This window comes from Streptomyces sp. NPDC060002, assembly GCF_042737245.1.
Taxonomy (GTDB): domain Bacteria; phylum Actinomycetota; class Actinomycetes; order Streptomycetales; family Streptomycetaceae; genus Streptomyces.
On record NZ_JBHWUW010000029.1, the window covers coordinates 81,346 to 101,936 of the forward strand.

General features: G+C 74.1%; 16 protein-coding genes. 11 read left to right on the top strand and 5 right to left on the bottom strand.

The window, feature by feature from the left end:
- Positions 1-92 precede the first annotated feature (92 nt).
- Entirely contained in the window at positions 93-1,616 is a 1,524-nt protein-coding gene (locus tag ACFWBD_RS24565) for a PLP-dependent aminotransferase family protein (RefSeq protein ID WP_385670519.1), read from the top strand.
- Here ACFWBD_RS24565 and ACFWBD_RS24570 read toward each other — a convergent pair.
- On the bottom strand, positions 1,513-2,421 hold the full coding sequence (locus ACFWBD_RS24570; RefSeq protein WP_385670522.1) for a hypothetical protein: 909 nt from the start codon (positions 2,419-2,421) through the stop codon (positions 1,513-1,515). The two genes, ACFWBD_RS24565 and ACFWBD_RS24570, sit on opposite strands and share 104 nt — an antisense overlap.
- A gap of 177 nt (positions 2,422-2,598) precedes the next feature.
- On the opposite strand from ACFWBD_RS24570, the gene ACFWBD_RS24575 reads away from it, so the two are divergent.
- Positions 2,599-3,126 (top strand): SH3 domain-containing protein, encoded by a 528-nt coding sequence (locus ACFWBD_RS24575; RefSeq protein ID WP_385670525.1) that lies wholly within the window; start codon positions 2,599-2,601, stop codon positions 3,124-3,126.
- Positions 3,127-3,211: 85 nt separating this feature from the next.
- On the opposite strand, the gene ACFWBD_RS24580 is transcribed toward ACFWBD_RS24575, so the two are convergent.
- Complete coding sequence (locus ACFWBD_RS24580; RefSeq protein WP_385670528.1) at positions 3,212-3,658, bottom strand: hypothetical protein; 447 nt, start codon at positions 3,656-3,658, stop codon at positions 3,212-3,214.
- A gap of 197 nt (positions 3,659-3,855) precedes the next feature.
- Here ACFWBD_RS24580 and ACFWBD_RS24585 point away from each other — a divergent pair, with 197 nt between their 5' ends.
- Together ACFWBD_RS24585 and ACFWBD_RS24590 are read left to right on the top strand one after the other, a co-directional pair.
- Positions 3,856-5,199, top strand: coding sequence for a PP2C family protein-serine/threonine phosphatase (locus ACFWBD_RS24585; RefSeq protein WP_385670531.1), 1,344 nt, complete (start codon positions 3,856-3,858; stop codon positions 5,197-5,199).
- A 78-nt stretch (positions 5,200-5,277) separates the two neighbouring features.
- Entirely contained in the window at positions 5,278-6,702 is a 1,425-nt protein-coding gene (locus tag ACFWBD_RS24590) for a hypothetical protein (protein ID WP_385670534.1), read from the top strand.
- Positions 6,703-6,842: 140 nt separating this feature from the next.
- Here the strand turns inward: ACFWBD_RS24590 and ACFWBD_RS24595 are convergent, their stop codons facing one another.
- Positions 6,843-7,013, bottom strand: a complete 171-nt coding sequence (locus tag ACFWBD_RS24595) for a hypothetical protein (RefSeq protein WP_385670537.1) — start codon at positions 7,011-7,013, stop codon at positions 6,843-6,845.
- A 131-nt stretch (positions 7,014-7,144) separates the two neighbouring features.
- Here ACFWBD_RS24595 and ACFWBD_RS24600 point away from each other — a divergent pair, with 131 nt between their 5' ends.
- The 4 genes from ACFWBD_RS24600 (at position 7,145) to ACFWBD_RS24615 (ending at position 11,267) form a co-directional block, all read left to right on the top strand.
- Positions 7,145-8,488 carry a helix-turn-helix domain-containing protein gene (locus ACFWBD_RS24600; RefSeq protein WP_385670540.1) on the top strand — a complete coding sequence of 448 codons (1,344 nt, stop codon included), beginning with the start codon at positions 7,145-7,147 and terminating at the stop codon, positions 8,486-8,488.
- Between the two features lie 114 nt (positions 8,489-8,602).
- On the top strand, positions 8,603-9,610 hold the full coding sequence (locus ACFWBD_RS24605) for a permease (protein ID WP_351768401.1): 1,008 nt from the start codon (positions 8,603-8,605) through the stop codon (positions 9,608-9,610).
- Positions 9,607-10,437 (top strand): TIGR03943 family putative permease subunit, encoded by an 831-nt coding sequence (locus ACFWBD_RS24610; RefSeq protein WP_385670566.1) that lies wholly within the window; start codon positions 9,607-9,609, stop codon positions 10,435-10,437. The genes ACFWBD_RS24605 and ACFWBD_RS24610 overlap by 4 nt, the downstream gene beginning before the upstream one ends.
- An 86-nt stretch (positions 10,438-10,523) precedes the next feature.
- On the top strand, positions 10,524-11,267 hold the full coding sequence (locus tag ACFWBD_RS24615; RefSeq protein ID WP_385670544.1) for a GAF and ANTAR domain-containing protein: 744 nt from the start codon (positions 10,524-10,526) through the stop codon (positions 11,265-11,267).
- A 110-nt stretch (positions 11,268-11,377) separates the two neighbouring features.
- Here ACFWBD_RS24615 and ACFWBD_RS24620 read toward each other — a convergent pair whose 3' ends face one another.
- On the bottom strand, positions 11,378-12,160 hold the full coding sequence (locus ACFWBD_RS24620; protein WP_385670547.1) for a hypothetical protein: 783 nt from the start codon (positions 12,158-12,160) through the stop codon (positions 11,378-11,380).
- 608 nt (positions 12,161-12,768) lie between these two features.
- On the opposite strand from ACFWBD_RS24620, the gene ACFWBD_RS24625 reads away from it, so the two are divergent.
- A complete protein-coding gene (locus ACFWBD_RS24625) occupies positions 12,769-13,728 on the top strand; it encodes a nucleoside hydrolase (RefSeq protein WP_385670550.1) in 960 nt (319 codons plus the stop codon).
- A 319-nt stretch (positions 13,729-14,047) separates the two neighbouring features.
- On the opposite strand, the gene ACFWBD_RS24630 is transcribed toward ACFWBD_RS24625, so the two are convergent.
- Positions 14,048-15,016: an LAETG motif-containing sortase-dependent surface protein gene (locus ACFWBD_RS24630; protein WP_385670554.1), complete on the bottom strand. Its 969-nt coding sequence runs from the start codon at positions 15,014-15,016 to the stop codon at positions 14,048-14,050.
- A 268-nt stretch (positions 15,017-15,284) separates the two neighbouring features.
- Here ACFWBD_RS24630 and ACFWBD_RS24635 point away from each other — a divergent pair, with 268 nt between their 5' ends.
- Both ACFWBD_RS24635 and ACFWBD_RS24640 read left to right on the top strand, forming a co-directional pair.
- Positions 15,285-16,934 carry a glycoside hydrolase family 13 protein gene (locus tag ACFWBD_RS24635; RefSeq protein WP_385670557.1) on the top strand — a complete coding sequence of 550 codons (1,650 nt, stop codon included), beginning with the start codon at positions 15,285-15,287 and terminating at the stop codon, positions 16,932-16,934.
- Between the two features lie 136 nt (positions 16,935-17,070).
- The gene (locus ACFWBD_RS24640; RefSeq protein ID WP_385670560.1) at positions 17,071-20,442 is read left to right on the top strand and encodes a S8 family serine peptidase; all 3,372 of its coding nucleotides are present in this window, start codon (positions 17,071-17,073) and stop codon (positions 20,440-20,442) included.
- Positions 20,443-20,591 lie beyond the last annotated feature (149 nt).

The following is a 20,591-nucleotide window of genomic DNA, read 5'->3' on the forward strand; positions in this document are numbered from 1 at the left end:
TCGACAGTAGGGCGGGCCGACTTCTCGGTGCAATAGGATCTTTGTCCTCGGTGCAATCCCGATCGCGCCGAAGAACGGAGCGGGACACCCCTATGGCCGACTTCCGGCTCATCGCCGACCGCATCGCCGGTGACATCGCCGCCGGACGGCTCGGCCCAGGCCAGCAGCTGCCCCCGCAGCGGTGGTTCGCGCGGCGGCACCGCATCGCCCCCTCGACGGCCGGGCGGGTCTACGCCGAACTCGTGCGCCGCGGCCTGGTGGTGGGCGAGGTGGGGCGAGGTACCTTCGTCCGGGCCGCGCCGGCCGTCGCGCACGGGCGGGCGCTCATCGAGACGGCCACCTCCGCGCCCGTCAACCTCGAGCTCAACTACCCGTCGGCCGAGGGGCAGTCTGATCTCCTCGCGGCCTCCCTCGCGCCGCTGCTGCGGGGCGATGTGCTGACGGAGGCCATGCGTCCGGGCGCCGCCGACGGGACCGCGGCCGCCCGCGAGAGTGCCGCCCGGCTCCTCGCGCTGCCCGGCTGGCGGCCGGACCCCGCACAGCTCCTGTTCACCGGCAACGCCCGGCAGGCCATCGCCGCCGCCCTCGCCTCCCTGGTCCGGCCGGGTGGCCGGGTCGGGGTGGAGGAGCTGACCTATCCGCTGGTCAAGGAGATCGCCGGACGGCTGGGGGTGGTTCTCGTCCCGCTCGCCGGTGACGCGGAAGGAGTGCGGCCGGACGTCCTCACCGCCGCCCATCGCGCCGCTCCGCTCTCCGCTCTCTACCTTCAGCCGACGCTCCACAATCCGACGTCCTCGACCATGAGCGAGCGGCGGCGACGCGAACTGGGCCGCCTGGTGGTCGAGTGGGGGCTGCCGGTCGTCGAGGACCGCATCTGGTCCTTCCTCCGTCCGGACGCCGCCGCGTTCGCCGCGCACGCCCCCGGTCTCACCCATGTCGTCGACGGGCTGTCGAAGAGGGTCGCGCCGGGGCTGACCGTCGGCTTCCTCGTCGTACCGGAGGACCGGGTGGAGGCCGTGGGGGCCGCGGTGCGGTCCGGCGGGTGGAGCGCGGGGCGGTTCGCGCTGGAGGCGGCCGTGCGGTGGACGGGGGACGGGGTGGTGCGGCGGCTCGTCGAGGCGAAGCGGGCGGATGTCGCCCGGCGGCAGGCGATCCTCACCGAACACCTCACCGAGCACTTCGGCGGGCACCCCACCGCGCACCTCAACGCGCAGCTCACCGCGCACCGCACCGAGCACCTCGGCGGGCACTTCACCGGGCACCTCAACGCGCACCCCACCGGGCAACTCGGCGGACACGCCACCGGGCAGCCCACCGCGCACCCCACCGAGCGCTTCGGCGGGCGGCTCGCAGGGGGCACGGTACGGACCGATCCGCGCGCCTACTTCGCCTGGTGGGAGCTGCCCGCGCCCTGGCGGGCGGACACCTTCACCGCCGCTGCCGCCGCGCACGGCATCGCCGTGACCCCGGGGACCGCATTCGCCGTCGACCCGCACCGCACCCCGGACGCCGTCAGGCTCGGACTCGCGTCGGCTCCGGAGGGGGAGTTGGCACGGGCGTTGCGCACACTCGCCGCCGTCGCAGCAGGCGGACCGCCGGGGAGCGCCGGCGGATGAGCCAGGTCGCCGCCGCCACCGTCAGGCCCAGCGCGAGCAGCAGCCAGGAGGCCGTCCGCAGGGTGGCGGTGAGGGCGTCGTACACCGCGCCCGCGGCCGGGCGGTGGGTCTCGTCGGGGAGGTCGGAGAGGGTCAGGCGGCGGGCGATCGCGACGGCGAGGCCCAGCAACGCGCCGCCCAGGGCGGTGCCGAGGGCCGTCGCCGTGACCGCCCGGCGGCGGGAGACCGCCACCGAGATACCGGCCATCGCGAACACGACGGCTGCCAGGGGCAGCCAGAAACCGGCTACGTCGAGCACGTGGTAGCCCTTCCGGAGAGCGGCCAGTTCACCTGGCGGGAGGAGTGCGACACGGGTGTGCTCCACCGGTACGCGGTCGGCGAACGGCACGTGATCGGCGGTCATTTGGCGCTTCAGCGGGGAGGTGACGGTGGCGAGGTCCACGGTCACCGGGTGGGAGTCGCGGTCGGCGCTCTCGTCGTTCAGCGCCCTCATCACGGCCGTGTGGGCCGCTTCGTTGCCCGCGTCCCAGGCCGTGCGGTAGGCCCGGGTCGCGGTGAAGGAGCGGACCGCGTCCCGCAGGAAGAGCGGGTTCATCCCGGCCTCGCGTGCCACTCCGTCACCCACCGTGTCCGCGACGGCGTTCCGTACGGCGGGGTCGGAGGCGAGCGGCGCCATCGTGGCGACGTAGCCACGGGTGTCGGTGAGGCCGTACGCAGCCCAGGCCGCGAGCGCGCCGAACGGCACGAGCAGGCAGGACAGCGCGACGAGGACGGCCGAGAGGGCGGTCCGCAGGCTTGGGGACACCCCTCCAGGCAACGGGGTCGGGGCGGGGAACGCGAGCCCATGGCGGCCGTCCGGGTGGTGCCCCGGGGACGGGCCGGGGACGTCCTGGAGCCGCCCTGGTGGCGCCCTGGTGGCGCGCTCCGGTGGAGGGTTCACCCGAACGGGTGTTTCCTGGTTCTGGGGAGAAGGAGGTCGATCATGCGCACCACTTTGGCCCTGCGGACTCTGGCCACGGCCCTGCTCACCGGTGGCACCCTCGCCGGCGCGGCACTGGGAACCACGGCGACGGCAGCCCCTCCGACCAGCGGCGGCGACGGGAACAGCTCGATCCGGGGCACCGTCGTCTCCCGCTCCGAACTGAGCGTGCGACAGGAACCCACCACCCGCTCGCCCGTCGTCGCGGCGCTCGCGCCCGGCAGCCACGACCGTGTGCAGTGCATGGTCAAGGGGCAGAGCGTCAACGGCAACCCGGACTGGTACTGGCTCTTCGGCGCCCAGGGCTGGGCGAGTGCCGCCTTCGTGGACACCGGCGGCGCGCGGGTGCCCGACTGTGCCGACCCGTGCCCGCTGTGGAAGAACGGCGACTGGACCAACTGGGACGACCCCTTCACCAACAGCTCGTTGGGCGTCTCGGCCTCGGGGACGTTCAGCTTCTCCGGCTCCTGGAGCTTCAGCGCCACCGGAACCTCGTCGGGTGACTGGGAGTGGGTCCCGGTCGGCCGGTGAGTGGAGGGATGAGGGAAGGCACGGGCCCCGGCGTACAACGCCGGGGCCCGTGTGCGTCCTGGTGCGGACGCTGTCGGTGGGCGGATCAGCGGATACGGTGTCCGGCCGCGTCCTCGTGCGTGTAGAAGCGGTAGAACAGCGTCACGAAGACGCCTGCCGAGACCGCCAGGGACCACCCCACGGAGCGCAGGACGCTCGCGCTGGTCTCGCTGTAGAGGAATCCGAAGGCGCAGCCGGCGAACGCCGTCCACAGCAGGGCGTGCAGCTCGCGCCGCATGCGTGGGGCCAGGGCGTGGATGCCCATCCACAGGGCCGCGAACACGAAGGCGCTCACGAAGCCGAGCAGGAGGTTCCAGCCGGTGATGGGGCCGCCGGAGCGGTTGTTGGCCGCGACCCAGTAGCCGTAGACGAGTCCCAGTGCCACGGGTGTCGTCCACTCCGCGGCCTGGTGGGTCCGTTCGCTGAAGACGTCGGGTGTACGGGACCGGGTGGAAGTGGTCCGTACGCCTGACGCGGGTGCCGCATGAGCCATGAGAGGACTCCTCTCTCTCCTCGCCCCCGCCTTCCAGGGCACACCTGGGCGGGGGCGGTGGCAAGTCGGGTGCACTGTCTCGTCCGCCGGTTTGGTCCGCCGGGTCCGTGTGCCGGGTCCGTGTGCCCGGTTTCGTGCGCCGGTCCGTGCGCCGGCTCCCGGATGCGGGCGCCTCGCTCCCGTGCTTCGCTGACCTCATGGAGTCCGGCGGTCACAGCCTGCTCGACCGCTATCCGCGGGCCCGGCGCCGGGACGTCCTCCAGCGGCACCAACTGCTCCAGATCCGGGGCCGCAGCGTCACCTGGCTGGTGCCGCTGGTGATGCTCGTCGCCATCTCCTACGCCGACTACAACACCACCGGCGAGTTCCGCATCGTCTCCTGGTGCGTCTTCGTCGCCGCCATCGCCGCCGCGCTCTGCGGGGTGTGGACGACGGCGCTCTTCGCGGCGCTCGCCCTGCTCACCTATGCCACCAGCGACGCCGCCTGGCCGTCCGAGTACCAGCAGGGCGCGGCCGACTTCGTGCTGGTGCTCGTCGGCGGTGCGCTGTCCGTCCTCGCCGCGTCGGTACGGGTGCGCGGCGAGCGACGGATGCTGCACATGATGCACATCGCCGAGACGACCCGCCGTACGGTGCTGCGTCCGCTGCCGTCGCCCTGGGGCGGCCTCGACCATGCGGCGGTCTACCTGGCCGCCGACGCCGACGCCCGGGTGGGCGGCGACTTCTACGACATCCAGCCCGGTCCGCACGGCACCCGGGTCCTCCTCGGCGACGTACAGGGCAAGGGGCTGGGCGCGGTGGACGCGGCCGCCGCGCTGCTGGGCACCTTCCGCGAGGCCGCGTACCACGAGGCGGATCTGGCGACCGTGGCCGGCCGGCTGGAGACCCGGATGCGACGGCACCGGGCGTACACCGCGGCCCTCGGGCGGCCGGACGGCGACCGGTTCGCCACGGCCGTGCTGATCGGGTTCCCCGGGCGGGGGCGGGGGCGGGAGCGCGGGGTGGCGGGGGAGAACCGGGTGGCCGTGGGCGAGCAGGGGATGGTCGAGATCGTCGGGTTCGGGCACGAGCCGGCGCTCGCGGTCGGCGGGACGCAGGGCGTACGGGCCCTGCCGAACGGCGAGGGGCTCCCCCTCGGCCTCGGTCAGCTGGTCGCGCAGGACGACGGGCCCCCGCCGGTGCTGCGGGTGGCCGTGGCCCCCGGTGAGACGCTGCTGCTGGTCACCGACGGGGTGACCGAGGCGCGGGACGCGGCCGGTGAGTTCTATCCGCTGGCCGAGGAGGTCGCGGCGGCCCTCGCCCGGGATCCGCGGACCGCCGAGCCGGGCCGGCTGGTGGCCTTCGTGCGGGACCGCACGCTGCGGCACTGCCGAGGGCGTCTCGCCGACGACACGACGGTCTTCGCGGTGCGGCCCGTGACGTCCGTGACGTCGGTGCCGCCGTCGGTGCCGCCGTCCGTGCCGCCGTCCGTGACACCGCCCGTGCCGCCGCCCGTGCCGCCGCCCGACGAAGGCCCCGTAGAGGGACGTTTGCAGGCCTGAGGCTCCCCTTCGCACCCGCAGCGGTTACGGTGCTGAGGTACCTGATCGACAGGGGAGGGGACCATGCGGGAGGGGACCATGCCCGGAACCGTGCTGCTGCTCGCGGCCTCGCCCATGGGCAAGGGGTGCCTGGTGGACGCGGCCTCCGTGCTCCCCGTGCTCGCGGCCGTGCCGCCTCCCGTGCTGGCCGGAACCGACACCGCGAACGTCGTCGAACTCGCCGATCCGCTGGATCCGCAGGCCGTTCTCACCCGGCTGCGGGCCGCCGCGGTGGCCCCCGGGCCGCTCACCCTGTTCGTCGCGGGTCAGCTTCAGCTCGACCGGCGACAGCGACTGCCCCACCTGGCGCTCGCCCGGACGACGCCCCCGACCGTGCGGTACACGGCGTTCCCGTGGCACTGGTTCCGGGAGGAGCTGCGGCTGCGGGCACCCAATTCCACGACCGTGGTGCTCGATCTGCGCGCGGACCCCGAGACCTGGGACTGGCTGCGGGGGAACACCCTGGACTGCGGGCCCGCGGCGACCGTCTACGGGCGGATCGCGCCGCCGCCGGGCCGCCGGGCCGTCGCCGCGCCGTCGTACATGAGGGCGGTCGCGACGATACTGCGCAGCGGTGGCCGTCCGGCGATCGATCGGCTGCACCAGGCGGCACTGGCCCGCATCGCGGGCGACGGCGAGGTGGGCGACCTGGTACTCACCCCCTTCGGCGGGCCTGCCGGCCGGGCGGTACCCCACGCTTCAGGCGCCCCTGCCGCAGCCCCGGGCACACCCTTCGCGCCCGTAGCCCCGGGCGGGTCTTTCGCGCCTGTAGCCCCGGGCAAACCTTTCGCGCCCGTATCCCCGGGCAAACCTTTCGCGCCCGTAGCCCCGGGCGGGTCTTTCGCGCCCGCAGCCCCGGGCGCACCGCTCGCCTCTGCGGTACCGAACGCATCCGGCCTGCCTGCCGGCCCCGGCGTGCCTCTCGCGTTGGCGGCACCCGACCCGCCTGGCGTCCCTGTCGCCTCGGGCGCACTCCTCACCTCGGCTGTCTCTGCGCCCTTCGCCGTGCCGGTCGCCTCGGGCGGGCCGGAAAGGCGGGACTCCGACCCGCACGTCGCGATTTCCACAGCCGTCCGGGCCGGGCGGCACGGCGACGCCGATGTTCTCGCCGCCTGCCAGGAGCAGGCGGCCGCCGCCTCGTACGGGCCCGGGTCCGAGGAGGCGCTGCACTGGGCCGAGGTGCGGGCGGATCTGGCGATGTTCGCGGGGGACGCCGAGCGCAGCTGCCGCACCTGGATGGCGGTCGCCGTCGCCCGGCTGGAGGCCGGGCAGCCGGTCGACGCGCCCGCCGTGGAGGCGGCCGTCGACCGGGCGCACCACCAGTGGGGGCGGGTCCACGACGCGCCGCGGGCCCGTGCGCTGGGCCCGGAGATCGCGCAGTTGCGCGGCCGGGTGCCGGGCCGCCGCGAGGGCGCGCTGGACCACGTCCAGCAGCAGTTGCGGCAACTCCAGACGCAGGGATGAGCCGCCCCCGTCGGTGAGGCGGACGCCGATGGGGCGGCCGGGAAGGCGGCTGCGGAGTCCTGCCCGGCAAGGGGCGCGGGGAACTGCGCGTCCGGCCCCCACCGGCCCGCCGCGGAGGTACCGTCCGACCCGCGGAGCGCTCAGCGGCGCTCGGCCGTCTCGTGCCGGGCCGTCGGAGAGGTCGGTCCGGCGTCCGTGGCTGTGGCCGGGCCCGCGTTGGCCGCGGTGACCAGGGCCGTCACGGCCAGGACCGCCGCGGCGACGGCCCTGACGTAGGGCGCGGAAGGGCGTGCGGATGTGCGTCCGGGCACGGCTACCTCGCAACGTCGGCGACTGCGATACTCACGTCAGCCAGCTATTAAGCATGCTTAACTCGCCGTTTAACCTAGGGGCTGAGATAGTCCAACGGCAAGAGGTACAGGGGTAGTTGGGGGAGTCGGGCGTGGGAGAGCGGGACGAGCCGGAGGTCGTGGGTCGCCGGGTGCAGCGGCTGCGGGTCGAACGGGGGCTGACACAGCGGCAGTTGGCCGAGCCGACCTACACCCCCGCCTATGTGTCGACGCTGGAGGCCGGCCGGGTGCGGCCCTCCGACGAGGCGCTCAAGCACATCGCCGAGCGGCTCGGCGTCGACTTCGATGAGCTGGCGACCGGTCGGCCCGCCCGCCTCGTCACCGACCTGCGGCTGCGCCTCACCGAGGCGCAGCGGGCGCTGGCCACCGGGGCGGCCGAGGAGGCGGCCCTCCAGTACACCGGGCTGCTCGCGGAGGCGCAGGAGCACGGGCTGGCGGAGGAACAGGCCACCGCGCTGCTCGGCCTCGGGGAGTGCGGGATCGACACGGGCGACCTGGAAACGGCCCTGCGCTGCTTCGAGCGCGCCGAGGCCGCTCTCGCGGACGCGCCGCTCCCCGCCCGCGTCCCCGCCCTGCGCGGCCGCGCCGTCGCCCACTACCTCGCCGGTGAACTCCGTTACGCCGTCTACCTGCTGGAGTCCACGCTCGACGAGCTGAACCGGGGCGGCCTGCACGACCCCGACGCGCTGCTCCTCCTCTACGCCTCCGTCATCGGCCCGTACATGGACATGGGCGCCCAGGCCCGCGCCGCGCAGGCCGCCGAGTTCGCCCTCGCCCTCGCGCCCCAGGTCGGCGACCCCGCCCTGGTCGCCCGCATGCACCGGTCCGTCGCCCGCACCCTGCTCGCCGAGGGCCGCCTCGCGGAGGCCGACGCCTCGCTGGCCAAGGCGTCCGAGCTCTACCGGCAGCTCCAGCTCCGTACGGAGCTCGCCAACTGTCACTGGATGCGCGGCTACGTCTACGCGCAGAACGGCGAACTGGCGCGCGCCGAGGACGAGTTGAAGCAGGCTCAGGCCATGCTCTCCGCGCAGCGCGCCGCCCTCTACAGCAGTCAGGTCGCCGTCGAGCTGGCAGACGTCCTGCACCGGCGGGGCAAGTCGGAGGAGGCAGCCGCGCTGCTGCGCACCGTCCTCGGGGAACTGTCGCCCGAGCGGGGCGCCGTGCACTCCGCGGGGGCGCACCGGCTGCTCGGGATCATCGCCGAGGACGCCCGGGACACGGAGGCGGCGGAGGAGCACTATGTGCGTGCTCTCAGCCTGCTGGAGCGGGCGGGGGCCGCGGGGGATCTCGCCGATCTCTGCCGGATGCTGGGAGATCTGCTGCGGCGTACGGGGCGGGTGGAGGCGGCCCTGGACGCGTACCGCACGGGGCTCGGGCACCGTACGGCGCCGGGGACGACGACGCTGGGACCGGCGCCCGCGCAGCCGCCGCTGTAGTCCTCGAACGCCGGCCGCGCGGGAGACGGACGGGCCGGCACGGGGACGGCTGTCACAGCAGTCTCCTGGGAAAGCGGACGGTCGGACACAGCCGTCGCCGTTAGCTTGCGGGACGTGGAGAATCAACGGACTGTGGCCGACGGCCTGCGGGTCGTCGTGCGCGCGTCCGTGTACGCCGTGCTCGGCGGTGCCGCGCTCGTCGCCATCGCGACCGTCGTGTCCGTCCTCGGGCCGCTGCTCGCGCTCGACCTCTACACCCCGCCGGTGGCCGCCTGGTGGACGGTGTTCACCGCCGTCGCCGTCCAGGGGGTGCCCTTCCTCCTGCTGGGGACGGTCGTCTCGGCGGCGATCGGCGCGTTCGTGCCGGAGCGGGTGTTCCGGCGGCTCCTGCCGCGCAGTCCCGCGCTCGCCGTGCCGGTGGCCGGGATCGCCGGGGCCGTGCTGCCCGGCTGCGAGTGCGCCTCCGTGCCGGTGGCCGGGAGCCTGATGCGGCGCGGGGTCGCCCCGGCGGCCGCCCTCGCCTTCCTGCTCTCCGCGCCCGCGATCAACCCGGTGGTGCTCGTCGCGACCTCCATCGCCTTCCCCGGGCAGCCGAAGATGGTTCTGGCCCGGCTGCTCGCCTCGCTCGGCACGGCCGTGGTGATGGGCTGGCTGTGGGCGCGGTTCGGGAAGGAGAAGTGGCTGCGGCTGCCGGGGCGCGGCACCCCGTCGGCCCACGCCACCGGCCCCCGCGCCTTCCTCACCGGCCTTCAGCACGACTTCCTGCACGCGGGCGGCTTCCTGGTGCTGGGCGCGGCGGCCGCGGCGACCTTCAACATCGCCGTCCCGCGCTCCGTCCTCGACGTCTTCACCGGGTCGCCCTGGCTCGCGGTGCCGCTGCTGGCCGTACTGGCCGTCGTGCTGTGCGTGTGCAGCGAGGCCGACGCCTTCGTCGCCGCCTCCCTGAGCGCCTTCCCGCCCACCGCGCGGCTGGCGTTCATGGTGGTGGGCCCGATGGTGGACCTGAAGCTGCTCGCCCTCCAGGCGGGCACCTTCGGCCGGTCCTTCGCCGTACGGTTCACGTCGGCGACCTGGGTGGTGGCCGTGGCCGCCAGTGTTCTCGTGGGGTGGTGGCTGCTGTGAGGCGGTACGGACCGGCGGCGCTGCTCCTCCTGACGGGCGGCGCGGTCCTGCGGATCACGCTCTTCAGCGACCTGTATCTGCGCTATGTGCAGGCGGGCCTGCGGCCCTACCTGATCGTGTCCGGGGTCGCGCTGGTCCTGCTGGGCGTGGTGACGGCGATCCTGCGCCACCGCACGCCCAGCCTTGACGAGAACGCCCTTGACGAGAACGCCCTTCACGGGGACGCCCTTCACGGGGACGCCCTTCACGGGGACGCCCTTCACGAGGACGCGCACCACGAGGACGACGGCGGGTACGCGGGTCACGAGGGGCATTCCCACGGTCCCGCCGGGCCCCGGGTCGCCTGGCTGCTCACCCTCCCCGCGCTCGCGCTGCTCCTCTTCCCGCCCCCGGCGCTCGGCTCCTACAGCGCCGGCCGCGAGGCCGCCCAGCGGGCCGCGCAGGGCATCGGCGCCTTCCCGGCGCTCCCGGCGGGGAACCCGGTCGAGCTGACGGTCGCCGAGTTCAGCTCGCGCGCGATCTACGACAGCGGACACTCGCTGAAGGGCCGTACCGTCCGGATGACCGGCTTCGTCACCCACGGCGAGGACGGCACCTGGTACGTCACCCGCCTCCTCGTGACCTGCTGCGCCGCCGACGCCACCACCGGCAAGGTCGAGATCCGGGACGCGGACGACGACGTCCTGCCCGCCGACACCTGGGTCACCGTCACCGGCACCTGGCGACCGAAGGGCAGGCTCGGCTCGGACGCGGCCTGGCCGCCGGTCCTGGACGCGGCCGCGGTCACGCGGGTGGAACAGCCGGCGGATCCGTACGAGAAGCCGTAGCCGAGGCAGGTTCTCCTGGTGGGCGAGGGGTACCCGGCGCACCACGAGAGGTGAGCCGGCCCCGTCGACGGAGGTGATGGCAGGTGATGACCATGTGCCACCGGGACCGGGACCGGGACCGGGTCGCCGAGGTCATCGCCGAGGAGACGCGGGGCGCGGGTCCGCGGGAGGTGCCGCAGCGGCTGTGCGACGCCGTGCTGAAGCTGCTGCCGGTGAGCGGCGCGAGCATGTCACTGCGCGGCGACGGCATGCCGGTGCCGCTGAGCGCGAGCGGTGAGCAGGCCGCGCATGTGATGGAGTTGCAGGTCAGTCTGGGGGACGGGCCCTGTCTGGAGGCGGCCGAGACCGGTTCGGTGGTCTGGGCCGCGGACCTGATGTCGAGCCGGGACGCCTCCCGCTGGCCGGTGTTCGCCCAGCAGGCGGCGGCCCTCGGGGTGCGGTCGGTGTACGCGCTGCCGCTGGGCGACCGCGCGGTGTGCGTGGGCACCCTCGATCTCTACCGGGACGTACCCGGCCGGCTCGCCGCCGAGGAGGTCCGCACGGCGCGGGTGGTGGCCGAGATCCTGACGGAGGCGCTGGTGGCGCTGCCCCGGGCCGACCCGGACGACCCGGACGAACCGGACGGCGTCGGCCGCTGGCTCAGCCCGCTGGCCACCGACCACGACGATGTGTACCGGGCCGTCGGGATGGTGATGGCCCAGCTGGGCGTCGCCGCGGACGAGGCGCTGTCGTTGCTGCGCGGCCACGCCTTCGCGAAGAGCCGTACGGTGCTGGAACTCGCCCACGAGGTGGTCGCCCTGCGGACGCGCTTCGACGACCTGCCCCTGTGAGCCCGCTCCCTGCGAGCCCGCACTCGCACGAACCCACCGGGACCTGTGCCGCAGACCGGACCCGCGCTCAGACCTGACCCTCGGACTGCGCCTCAGACCGGACCTGTGCCTCAGACCTGCACTTTCCCCTGCTGTCTGACGTCGGCCAGTCGCCGGACGCCGAGCTGGACGGCCGCCTGGGTCGCCGCGTTCGGCGCGTCGCTCAGGCCGCCGTTGGTGAGGGCGAAGGCATCCTCCCCGGCCCGGACGGCGGCGACGTCCAGGGTGAGGACGGTCGGGTCGCCGCCGGGGTTCTCCGCGGCCGCCGCCCAGATCGTCAGGGTCACGCGCAGGCCCTGGCGGACGTCGCCCACCTCCGGCAGCGGCAGCTCGGAGACCTGCGTGTCCAGCACGGTGTCGCCGGTCGCCTTGGCCGTGAACCGGGCGCACTTCTGCGGCATCGTCTTCAGCCAGGCCAGCTTGGCGTCGACGTCCGCCGGACGGCTGCCGCCGAGCTGGTAGCGGAGCTGGGCGCCGGCGTCCGGATCGTCGAGTCCGACGACCGCGCGGGCCGGGCCGCCCAGCAGCTCGTCGGCGTAGAGGGCGTCGAGGAGTTTCTGGCAGTCGGGGGTGGAGGTGGTCGCCTTGAGCATGCCGTCCCGCCAGGTGGCGGCGCCGCGGGTCGGGGTCCAGGGCGGGCCGAGGTCGGTGTCGGTGATGAGGGCGGCGCGCGCCTGTGCCTCGGTGAGGACAGGGGAGGTGGTCGGCGCGGTGGGCCTGGCCGAGGACCGCTCGACGGTCGGGGTGGCCGGATCGGCGGTCGGCGGATGCTCCAGACCGAGGGTGGCGCAGCCGCTGGTGAGGGTGGCGGTGACGAGGAGGAGCGTGGAGGCCAGGAGGGCGGGACGGGCCATCGGGGGGTGCCTCCAGGGGTGCGCGCGGGTGCCTCCTCTCACGGCAACACCGGTGCCACGAGCCGACCAGCGCGGCGGGCCGTACGGGTTACCGGCGTTGCTGCGGGCGAGTGGTGGGGGCGGGCGGCGCGTGGCGGGGGCGGGTGGCGCGTGGCGGGGGCGGGAGGCCGGAGGCGCTGCCCGCCGACGAGCCGCTCCGCCGGACCGGGGAGCGGACGCCGCCACGCGGGACCGGGAGCCGGCACGTGGGAGCGGGCGGTGGCACGTGGGGCCGGGCGGTGGCACGTGGGGCCGGGCGGTGGCATGTGGGGCCGGTGGGGCCGGGAGCCGGCACGTGGGGCCGGGCGGTGGCATGTGGGGCCGGTGGGGCCGGGAGCCGGTACGTGGGGCCGGGCGGTGGCATGTGGGGCCGGTGGGGCCGGGAGCCGGTACGTGGGGCCGGGCGGTGGCATGTGGGGCCGGTGGGGCCGGGCGGTGGCACGTGGGGCCGGGCGGTGGCACGTGGGGCCGGTGGGGCCGGGAGCCGGTACGTGGGAGCGGGCGGTGGGGGCGAACGCCCGCATAGGGTCGGTGGTGACGGCGACCGTGGTGCGGAAGGAGTTCCGAAGGTGACCGAGCAGCCCATCCCCGTGATCATCGACTGCGACACGGGTGTCGACGACGCCCTCGCCCTGCTGTTCGCCGTACGCCATCCCGGCCTGGACGTGCGGGCGGTGACGTGCGTGGCCGGGAACACGGACGTGGACGGCGTGGTCCGCAACACGCTGACCGTGCTGGAGTACGCGGGCGCCGGGGACATCCCGGTCGCCCGGGGCGCCGAGCGGCCGCTGATCGAGCCGGTGCGCACGGCGGGGCATGTGCACGGGCAGGACGGCATGGGCGACCTGGGTCTGCCCGCCCCGACCCGCCGACCGGTCGACGTGGACGCGGTCACCCTGCTGCGCCGGGAGATCCTCGCCTCCCCGCGCCCGGTCACCCTCGTCCCCACGGCCCCGCTGACGAACATCGCGCTGCTGCTGCGCACCCACCCGGAGGTGACCCGCAACATCGAGCGGATCGTGTTCATGGGCGGCGCGGTGACGACCGGGAACGCCACGCCGGTCGCGGAGTTCAACGTGTGGCACGACCCGGAGGCGGCCGCGATCCTGCTCACCGCGGGCGTGCCGATCACCATGTACGGCCTGGACGTCTTCAAGCGGGTGCTGGTGCCGGCGGCGGACGTGGCGCGGCTGCGGGCGAGCCCCGAGCCCCGTCTCCGGCTGGCCGGCGAACTCCTCGCCCACCGCGACCCGGCCACCTCGGGCGACCCCACGCCCACCGGCGGCCTCGGCGACGCGGGCGCGGTCTGCGCGGTGGCCGACCCGGCGGGCCTGACCACCGGGCTCCTCCCGGTGGAGGTCTCGCTGGCCCCCGGTCCGGCCCGCGGCCAGACGGTCGTCGACCGCCGTCCGCGCCCCGGCGAGTCCGAGATCCACGAGGGCGTACGCGAACAGACCCTCGTGGACGTGGCGTTGGACGTGGACGTGGAGCGCTACGTGAAGCTGTGGCTGACGACAGTGGAGGGCTAGGGCCTGTTGGGAAAGGGCTGGTCACATAGCCCCTCAAGCCCCTCAAGCCCCTCAGGCCGCTCAGGCCGCTCAGGCCGCTCAGGCCGCTCAGGCCGCTCTAGCCCCTCAAGGCAGAACGCGGGCCCGGGGACATGGTCCCCAGGCCCGCGTCACCTCGGCCGAGTCAGCCGTCGGCCCGTCGGCCGAGTCAGCCGTCGGCCACTCAGCCGTCGGCCCGTCGGCCCGTCGGCCCCTCAGTCACTCGGCAGCGTCAGTCACTCGGCAGCGTCAGCCACTCAGCAGCGTCAGTCACTCAGCCGGTGTAAGCCGCTCAACCGCTTCAGCCGCGCAGCGCCTTGCGGCGGCGGGTCGCGACGACGATCGCCGCGCCGCCCGCCAGCAGCGCGGCCGCGCCGCCCGCGATCAGCGGGGTGTTGCTGTCCGCGCCGGTCTCGGCGAGGTCGCCGCCGCCACCGTTCGGCGTGGGGGCCGGCGCGCTGGTCGACTCGGACGCGGACGGCGTCGGCGTGCTCGACTCCGACTCAGGCGCGGACGGCGACGGAGACGTGCTCTCGGACGCCGACTCGGAAGGCTCCGACGGCTTCGACGGCTCGGCCGGGGTCGAGGCGGACGGCGACGGCGACGAGCTGCCCCCGGCCGGCGGGGACGCCGGCGGCTGCTCGGTGACCGTGCAGTCCTTCGTGCCGCCGTTCCAGGCAGCGATCAGCTTGTCCTTGATGACCGGACGGTCCGGCCCCTTGGGCAGGTCCCCGTGGACGAACCCGTCCTTCGCGTCGAGCTTGCCGTCGAACTTGACCGCGCCCCGGTAGAGGTCGATCTGCGCGAAGCAGCCCGCGTCGGGCACGGAGATGTCGAGGGTGTCGGTCTGGCCGGGCTTGACCGTCACGCTGTCGAAGTCGACGAAGACCTGCTCGCCGGAGGTGCCGAAGCTGGCGCCGTGGGCGAGGTAGGAGGCGAGGGAGGCGGTGCACGTCGACGCGTCGCCGGCCGCGCGGACCTTGACGTGGATCTTGCCGTCCTCGGTCGGCCTGAGGTTCTGGTCGTCGACCTTGACCGACTTGTAGAAGTTCGTGCCGTCGAGCGAGAACTCGCAGCGGTCGGTCCCCGTCTCGGTGCCCGCGCCCGTCCCCGGCTGGTACTGGCCGCCGGACTTCCAGCCGTCGCCACCGGGCGTGCCGGTACTGGCGAGGGCGCCGGAGGCGGCGGCGGCGGAGGCGGCGCACAGGGTGAGCGAAGCGGCGCCCGTCCCCAGCAGGCGGCGCACGGTGACACGTCTCGCTATGGACATGCGTATCCCATTCTTGGCGAGTGCCAGGACTGATCGGCCAGAGCTGAATGGCCGGGGCTGATTGGTCAGATCAGAAGAAGAAACACCAGGCCCTCCGGTCACAGGGGCCACAGCGTGGGCCCATCGTCGTGCGGACCACAGACCGCTGTCAACCTGCGTCAAACCTCAGGGAGTTCAAAGTTCCGTCACATCTCCCTCACGTGCGGAATGATCCACTCCGAACGGCTCGCACGTTCACTTTCCGGGCGCAATGGACAGACTTCCGCTCATGACCGACTTCTCCTGCCACCGCCCCGACTGGTGGCGCCAAGCCGTCGTCTACCAGGTGTATCCGCGCAGTTTCGCCGACGCCGACGGCGACGGACTCGGGGACCTGCGAGGCATCACCGACCGGCTGCCCCACCTGGCCGGCCTCGGCGTGGACGCCCTCTGGCTCTCCCCCTTCTACCCGTCCGAGCTCGCCGACGGCGGCTACGACGTCACCGACCACCGGGACGTGGACCCGCGCCTGGGTTCCCTCGCCGACTTCGACGCGCTGGCCGCCGAGACCCACCGCCTCGGTCTGAAGGTGATCGTCGACCTCGTCCCCAACCACACCTCCCACCAGCACCTCTGGTTCCAGGAGGCGCTGGCCGCCGGCCCCGGCTCCCCGGCCCGCGAACGCTACGTCTTCCGCGACGGACGCGGCCCGGGCGGCGAACTGCCGCCCACCGACTGGCAGTCGGTCTTCGGCGGCAGCGCCTGGCAGCGCGTCCCCGACGGCCAGTGGTACCTGCACCTCTTCGCCCGTGAGCAGCCCGACCTGAACTGGGACCACGAGGAGATCCGCGAGGACTTCCGCACTACCCTGCGCTTCTGGTCCGACCGGGGCGTCGACGGCTTCCGCGTGGACGTGGCCCACGCCCTCGCCAAGGACCTCGCCGAACCCCTCCGCGACCTGGGCACACCGGAACTCGTGGGCGAGGACGCCCTCGACCGCCTGCCTCCCGGCACCCACCCCTTCTACGACCGCGACGAGGTCCACGAGATCTACCGCGACTGGCGCCGCGTCCTCGACTCCTACACCCCGCCCCGCACGGCGGTCGCCGAGGCCTGGGTCCCGGGTGCCCGCCGCGCCCTCTACGCCCGCCCCGAGGAGCTGAACCAGGCGTTCAACTTCGAGTACCTCCAGGCGGGCTGGGACGCCGAGGCGATCCGTACGGTCGTCACCGAGTCCCTGGCCGCCGCCCGCGCGGTCGGCGCCTCGGCCACCTGGGTCCTGTCCAACCACGACGTCCTGCGCCACACCTCCCGCCTCATGCTGCCGCCGGGCACGGACGACAACGCCTGGCTCCTCTCGGGCGGCCACGCCCCGCGCGTCGACGAGGCGGCCGGCCTGCGCCGGGCCCGCGCGGCGACGCTGCTGATGCTGGCGCTGCCGGGATCGTCGTACGTCTACCAGGGCGAGGAGCTGGGCCTGCCCGAGGTCGCCGACCTGCCCGTGGAGGTGCTCCAGGACCCGCTCTGGGAACAGACGGGCCGTGTCCGCAAGGGCCGCGACGGCTGCCGGGTGCCGCTGCCGTGGACGACGGCGGGAGCGTCGTACGGCTTCGGCGCGGCCGGTGCCTGGCTGCCGCAGCCGCCGTACTTCGCGCGGTACGCCGTCGAGGCCCAGGAGGGGGTGCAGGGCTCCACCCTGGAGTTCTACCGCACGGCCCTGCGCCTGCGCCGCAAGCTGCTCGAGGGCGAGGAGCTCGGCTGGCTGCGCGACGACACCCCGCCGGACGTGCTGGCCTTCGCCCGCCACGACGGCTGGCGGTGCGTCACCAACCTGTCGGACGCGCCGGTGCCGCTGCCGCCGGGGGAGGTGCTGCTGAGCAGCGTTCCCCTCGACGGCGACGGGCGGCTGGGCCCGGACACGACGGTCTGGCTGGCCTAGCGACCCGTGGCTGTTCCGGTCGGGCGCTCGGGGCGGCCCGAAGTGGAAGTGAAACATTCCGGTCCGCGCACCTCGTCTGTTGAGAGTGAGGCACATGTTCCCTCGTGTGCCCGAATTGCCTCTCTGGGGAGGACAGTTGCGCGGAAGACACCACGGACCCGGCAAGGCCGTCATGGCGGCGGCGCTCGCGCTGATCGCGGGAACGGCCGGCGCGCTGCCGGCCGCCGCCGCCCCGGCCGCCCCGGCCGCGACCGGGGCGCCCGTCACAGCGGGGACGGGCGCCGCCGCCCCCGTGACCCACTGGATCACCCTGATAACGGGTGACCGGGTGGGGGTGAGCGCGGCGGGCGAGCCGGTCCGGATCGTGCCCGGCGAGGGCCGCGAGAGGATACCCGTCAGGATCGAGAGGACCAAGGAACACACCCTGGTCCTCCCGCTCGACGCCCGGCCGCTCCTGGACACGGGCCAGCTCGACGAGCGGCTGTTCGACATCGGGGAACTCGACGCCGCCGCGTACCGCAAGCGCCACACGGCGGGTACCGGACTGATCGTCGGCTACCGCGAGTCGACCGCGGGCGCGGCCGCCGTGCAGGCGGCGCGGAGCCTGAAGTCCGCGTTACGCGCGGACGGCGAGGCCGAGGTCCGCCGCTCGCTCCCCCGGATCGGCGCCGAGGCGCTCACCGTGCCCGACGCCTCGGCGGCAGACGTCTGGAAGACCCTGACCCGGCCCTTTGGCACGGCCCGCACCGGACAGCGCGCCGCCGACCCCGGCCTGCGGCGGATCTCCCTCGACGGTGTGCGCCGGGCGAGTCTCGACAAGAGCACGGCGCAGATCGGTGTGCCCGCCGCCCGGCAGGCCGGCTACGACGGCCAGGGGGTGCGGATCGCGGTCCTGGACACCGGAGTCGACGAGACGCACCCCGACCTCCAGGGCCGGCAGGAGGCCGAGCGGAACTTCTCCGCCTCGCCCGACACCAAGGACCGCTTCGGCCACGGCACCCATGTGGCATCCATCGCGGCCGGTACGGGAGCGAAGTCCGGCGGCACCTATGAGGGGGTCGCCCCGGGCGCCCGCATCCTCGACGGCAAGGTGCTCGACGACGACGGATACGGCAGTGAGTCCGACATCGTCGCCGGCCTGGAGTGGGCGGCCGCCCAGAACGCCGACATCGTCAACCTCAGTCTGGGCATCCAGGACCGGCCCGGCGTCGACCTGGTGGAAGAGGCCGTCAACCGGCTCTCGACCGAGCGCGGCCTCCTCGTCGTGGCCGCCGCGGGCAACGCGGGCCCGGACGCGGGCACCGTCTCCTCGCCCGCCAGTGCCGAGAAGGCGCTGGCGGTGGGCGCGGTCGACGCGAACGACGCCGTCGCGCCCTTCTCCAGCCGTGGTCCGACCGCCGACAACCTCGTCGTCAAGCCGGACATCACGGCGCCCGGGGTGGACATCACCGCCGCCGTGGCGCCCGACAGCGTCATAGCCCGGAAGGCCGGCGAGCAGCCGCCCGGATACGCCACGATCTCGGGCACGTCGATGGCCACCCCGCATGTGGCGGGCGCGGCGGCGCTGCTCAAGCAGCAGCATCCCGGCTGGAAGAGCGCGGAGCTCAAGGCCGCGCTCGTGGCCGGTGCCCGGCCGGTCGGCGCGGGCGCGTTCGCGGAGGGCGGCGGTCGCGTCGACGTCGCCGCGGCCATCGGACAGACGGTGGTCTGCGAGCCCACCGCGGTGGCGTTCGCCCGGCAGTCCTATCCCCACACGGACGACGCCCCCGTCACGAAGCAGCTCACCTACCGCAATCTCGGCGGCGAGCCGGTCACCCTCGACCTGTCGGCGGCGGCCGTCGGACCCGACGGAAAGCCCGCGCCGGCGGGCATGTTCACGCTCGACGCCGAGCGGCTGACCGTCCCCGCGAACGGGACCGCCACCGTCGGTCTGACGGCCGACACCCGGCCCGGCGGCGACGTCGACGGCGTGTACACCGCGACCGTGACGGCCAAGGGGACGGACCAGACCGTCCGGACGACGGCGGCCGTCGAGCGGGAGGTCGAGACGTACGACGTGACGGTGCGGCACCTCGGCACCGACGGCGAGCCGACCGCCGACTACTGGCCCTCGCTGTACGGGCTCACGGGCCTCGGCGTCGCAGGCTACGACTACGCGAAGTGGACCCGGACCGACGCCTACACGGTACGTCTGCCGAAGGGCGTCTACTTCCTCGACGCGACGATCACCGACGCGGACGGGACCGACAGCCGGATCACCGCACCGCACTTCGAGGTCACCGAGGACGCGACGGTCACGCTGGACGCGCGTACCGCGAAGCCGATCGACATCACCGGCCCCGATCCGGCCGCGGAACGGGTGTTCGCCGAGATGTTCACCGAGCTGACCACCCCCGATTTCAACACCTTGACCGGCATGGCCGGTACGTCCTTCGCGACCATACGCAGCGCACAGCTCGGTCCGGACTTCACGACCGAGGGGACTCTCTACCAGGGGTTCAACGTGCTCGACATCAACGATACGAAGGAGTACCGCCTCGCCTACGGCGGCAACGTGACCCGGTTGGCCACCGGGTTCGCACGGACGGCGAAGCCTGCCGAGATGGCGAAGATCAGCACCGCGCTGGGGGCCACGGTCACCGGCAGGCAGGGGATGCTCTACGCCCGACCGATCGTCCCGGACGTCTTCGGTTCCATCATCAGTCCGGGAGTCATGCGGCCGCTGCCCGTTCCGACGACGACGTACGTGACGACGGAGGGCAACGACTGGTTCATCGGGCTGGACCAGTACGACGACACGGGGAGTTACCCCGAGCTGTCGCACGGCACGGGGATACAGCACTTCGAGGCCGGCCGGTCCTACCGCCGCGACCTGGGCGCAGGGGTCTTCGGCCCCGGGCTGGAGACCGTCGAGGGAGTCTCGCGCAACGGTGACGCCCTCACCGGATGCCTGACCCCCTTCCGGGACAGCACCGGCAACTGGAGCTACGCGAACGACGACACCCTCACGGCCACGCTGTACCGGGACGGGGTGGAGGTGGCTTCCACACCGGACCTCCTGGGCTGCTGGAACGCGGTCACCGTCCCGGCGGAGCCCGGTGACTTCCGGCTCACGGCGACCGCGACCCGCGGTGGTCCCTCCGCCGCACCGACCGAGGTCTCGGCGGCCTGGACCTTCACCTCCGGCCACACCACCGCCGAGGAGGCGCTGCCCGTCTCCGTGGTCCGCTTCACCCCGCGTCTGGGCCTCGACTCGACAGCCGAGGCCGGGGCGGTCGTCCGGGTGCCGGTGTCCGTGCTCGGCGCCGCCGCCGGAGAGAACCTCAAGTCGCTGACCGTCGAGGTCAGTCATGACGGAAAGACCTGGAGGAAGGCGAAGGTGGCCAAGGGCGGCTTCCTGGTCCGCAACCCCGCGGCCGGCCGGAGCGTCTCGTTGCGCGCCGTCGTGGTCGACCGGCAGGGCAACACCCTGACCCAGACGATCAGCAACGCCTACCGGGTCGAGTAGGGCGCCCGGGACCCGAACCGCCGCACGGGCCGGGGGTGCCGGTGCGGTACCGGAGAGGGGCGGCGCCGCGCTGGGGGGGCGGGGCGGCCCACGGGAGGTGGTGGGGCGGGGGGGGCAGCGGGGGCGCCGGATGGGCGGAGTTCGACCGC